Source organism: Brucella sp. RRSP16 (assembly GCF_052246815.1).
GTDB classification, from domain to species: Bacteria; Pseudomonadota; Alphaproteobacteria; order Rhizobiales; family Rhizobiaceae; genus Brucella; species Brucella intermedia.
In genome coordinates this window covers 1-3,656 of the sequence record NZ_JBQQAM010000035.1, presented here as the reverse complement: position 1 = coordinate 3,656, position 3,656 = coordinate 1, and the positions used below count along the sequence as shown (strand labels likewise).

Below are 3,656 nucleotides of genomic sequence, written 5' to 3'. Positions count from 1 at the left end.
TTCACCCGCCCCCATTCCTCGCTTGCAACCCTGACCAGCCTCTCGGAATGGGGGCTGAACGTCAGCACCTGTCGCATTTCTATCTTGCTAAAAACGTCGCATCCCTAACTTGCTAAAACAACGTATGTTAGCCGGTGAGTTCCAGCTTGAAATGCGAGTTGCAGATGAGCTGCCTTTTGCGTCGTGCGTTTTGTACCGATCGACCGTGCACCTGCCCGCTCTGCGTCGTTGATTTCAATCATTCCTTAGAATCGCGGACCATGGGAGACACGGCGGGGTTCACAGCCGTCCGTTTTGGCTTCTAAGACCAAAGCATGCGTGTACTGCTCGTCCATATGCGCTAATACGCAGGCGGCGCCGTGATCCGCAAATCGAACGGTGGCAGTATCCGGCGTTGGACGCAGGGAGCGCCATTTCCGGCTCAAGCCCGGAATGGCGAGGAAGGTAGTTTTAAAGATGTTGGAAGCACGTATTCGCAACACTTCGCTTCGGGACAAGATCATCACCGCGGAACAGGCCGCGAGCCTGATTCAAGACGGCATGGTTGTGGGCATGAGCGGTTTCACCCGCGCTGGCGATGCCAAGGCCGTGCCGGTGGCCATGGCTGCGCGCGCTGCGACGGACCCTTTCAAGATCACGCTGATTACCGGCGCATCGCTTGGTCACGATGTCGACAAGCTGCTCACCGAAGCCCATGTGCTTTCGCGGCGCATGCCATTTCAGGTCGACAGAACCCTGCGGGCCGCCATCAATCGCGGCGAAGTGATGTTCATCGACCAGCATCTTTCCGAAACCGTCGAGCAATTGCGCTCGAACCAGATCGGCCCCATTGATTATGCCGTCGTTGAAGCGCTTGCCATAACCGAGAGCGGCGGGATCATTCCCACGACATCGATCGGCAATTCCGCGAGCTTTGCCATTCTGGCCGAAAAGGTCATCGTGGAAGTGAACCTCAACCAGTCCATGGCGCTTGAAGGTCTGCACGACATCTATATTCCAACGAAGCGCCCTTCCCGCGACCCGATACCGGTCACGGCCTGCGACAGCCGCGTCGGCCTGCCCTACATTCCAATCCCGCCGGAAAAGATCGCGGGCATCGTCATCACGAAGGAGAATGACAGCGCATCGACCGTCGAACCGGCCGACAGTGAAACCATTGCCATCGCTGGCCATCTCATCGCGTTTCTGATGCAGGAAGTAGCGGCCGGGCGTCTGGACCTGACGCTCAATCCGCTTCAGGCGGGTATAGGCACCATTGCCAATGCAGTCTTGAACGGTTTTGCCGACAGCCCGTTTCACAATCTGCGCATGTATAGCGAAGTGCTGCAGGATAGCACCTTCGATCTCTTCGATGCCGGAAAGCTGGACTTTGCATCGGGATCGTCCATCACGCTCAGCCCCGCTTGCGGAGAGCGCGTTTTCAACAATATCGACCGCTACCGCGACAAGCTCATTCTGCGTCCGCAGGAGATCAGCAATCATCCGGAAGTCATCCGTCGTCTCGGCATTATCGGCATCAATACCGCGCTGGAATTCGACATTTACGGCAATGTGAACTCCACGCACGTGGACGGCACCCATATGATGAATGGCATCGGCGGTTCAGGCGACTTCGCCCGCAACGCCTTCATTTCGATCTTCGTGACCAAATCCGAAGCCAAGAATGGCGCCATATCGTCCGTCGTACCGATGGTTACGCACGTCGATCACACCGAACACGACGTGGATATTCTCGTGACCGAGCAGGGCCTTGCAGACCTCCGCGGCCTCGCTCCGCGCGAAAGGGCGCGCGCGATCATAGACAACTGCGCGCATCCGGACTATCGCGACCAGCTTAACGATTATTTCGACCGGGCCTGTGCGCGTGGCGGACATACCCCTCACCTGATCGAAGAAGCTTTCAGCTGGCATCAGCGTCGCCGCGAAACGGGCAGCATGCGCAAATGACGAGTTGGAAACTCCAGAACCGAACAGCGTGTTGCGTTTTAAGTTCTTGCTTATAAAGCGGAACCTTCTTTTTCTTGGAACGTTAACCGGCACATTGTTTTTGGATTGGAAACGATGTGCCGGCAGCAAGGGCCCTGCTCTTTCTTCCGGTTAGAACGGCTCAACCGGGCGACGCGGAGGAACGGTCGTCGGGTGGGCAATGCAACCCCAAGTTCCGGGAAGGATTAGACCGCCCATGTCCATCCTCATCAGCCTGCTGATAACAATTCTCGTTATCTTCCTCATACTTTATCTGATCAACATGCTGCCGTTGGATGCCAAGGTCAAACAGATCGCTCAAGTTATCGTGATCATCATCGGCATCATTTCGCTTCTGAAATATCTGGCGGTCTTCTGATTTAAAGCCTTCAGCAGCTACGATCCCGGAGTTTGTGGCTTTGCGCAACTCCGGGATCTTCCAAAACGCTTTGCGAGAGGCGCTCCATACTTATATTAGCTATTGACGATTTATGTCCTGTCAGGATCGTTCTTTTAAACATAGTTGTGCTTATTTACATTTCTTCGTAATATATAACCGTCATGCTACCTATGATTGTGTCATTAATGGCACTCATAAACAAAAAATTGTAGGACGCGCATGGTGATACCTTTCCCCTCTCCGGCGTTCCTTTTATAAGGCCCGCAAAATATAGCCCGTTCATTCTGGGTTAAGGCGGGGTCGTTGATCATCCTCACTCAGGGTTGGGAGTGCGAGGGAATGAAGAAGACTGCTCTTGTAAAAGCAGCACTGATAACGCTGTCTGTCGTTGCGTTCTCGCTTGGGGCAACGTCGATAGTGGCCTTTTCCGCTGGCGCCACTCCTGGCATCATTGCGCTTAGCCTCAGCGCGGGCATTCCCGCAGCAACGGCCTTCCCTTCCCTTGCCTATATTTTCCACCAGCATGGGAAGCTGAAAGACGCTTATCTTCAGCTGGAGAGGGCCCATGTTGAACTACAGGCACGGTCGCGGATCGACCACATGACCGGTCTTCTCAACCGTGAGGCGCTTTTTGAAGCCATGAAGATCAGCCGTTCCCGTATCGAAACCGGCACCCTGCTCGTTATCGATGCCGACCACTTCAAGGCGATCAACGATACGTTTGGCCACGGCGTCGGCGACCGCGCCTTGAAGCTGATCGCTTTCGCGCTTCAGAATGTGACGCGGAAGGGTGATCTGGTCGGCCGGATCGGCGGGGAAGAATTTTGCGTGTTCTTGCCGGGCGCAAGCGGAGAAACCGGCATGCGCGTTGCACAGCGTATACGCGCTGAAGTGGAGAACACACCGTTTCATACGACCGAGTATCAGGTCTATCCGTTGACGATCAGTATCGGTGTTGCGTCTGCGCCGAAGAACGAGACGAACTCGCAGGTGCTAAGCCGTGCGGACCGTTGTCTCTATATGGCAAAGCAGCGCGGGCGCAATTGTGTGGTCTTCGATGAGGAAAGCGGACGTCTGGCCAGCGCGTCCATCGTTTCCATCGCGAGTGTTCGGGAAGTGGCACGCGGTTAGAGCATTTCCAGCAAAAGCGTGAAACGTCTACGCGGGGAAATCAGTTCACTGGACTGATTTCTTATGCCGCTTCGATGCGTTGGATAATGCGATAAAACAAATAGTTAGAGCGGTTCCGGCGTTTCTGTTAGCAGGAACCGCACTAGAGGCGCAGCAGCCG

The 3,656-nt window shown here is 55.1% G+C and carries 3 protein-coding genes; all 3 read left to right on the top strand.

The features are described from left to right. Nucleotides 1-456 precede the first annotated feature (456 nt). Nucleotides 457-1,947, top strand: coding sequence for an acetyl-CoA hydrolase/transferase family protein (locus tag ACS5UA_RS22695; RefSeq protein WP_021585143.1), 1,491 nt, complete (start codon nucleotides 457-459; stop codon nucleotides 1,945-1,947). Nucleotides 1,948-2,182: 235 nt separating this feature from the next. Then, nucleotides 2,183-2,344 (top strand): Thivi_2564 family membrane protein, encoded by a 162-nt coding sequence (locus ACS5UA_RS22690; RefSeq protein ID WP_006470469.1) that lies wholly within the window; start codon nucleotides 2,183-2,185, stop codon nucleotides 2,342-2,344. Nucleotides 2,345-2,704: 360 nt separating this feature from the next. Continuing rightward, nucleotides 2,705-3,496 carry a GGDEF domain-containing protein gene (locus ACS5UA_RS22685; protein ID WP_006470470.1) on the top strand — a complete coding sequence of 264 codons (792 nt, stop codon included), beginning with the start codon at nucleotides 2,705-2,707 and terminating at the stop codon, nucleotides 3,494-3,496. Nucleotides 3,497-3,656 lie beyond the last annotated feature (160 nt).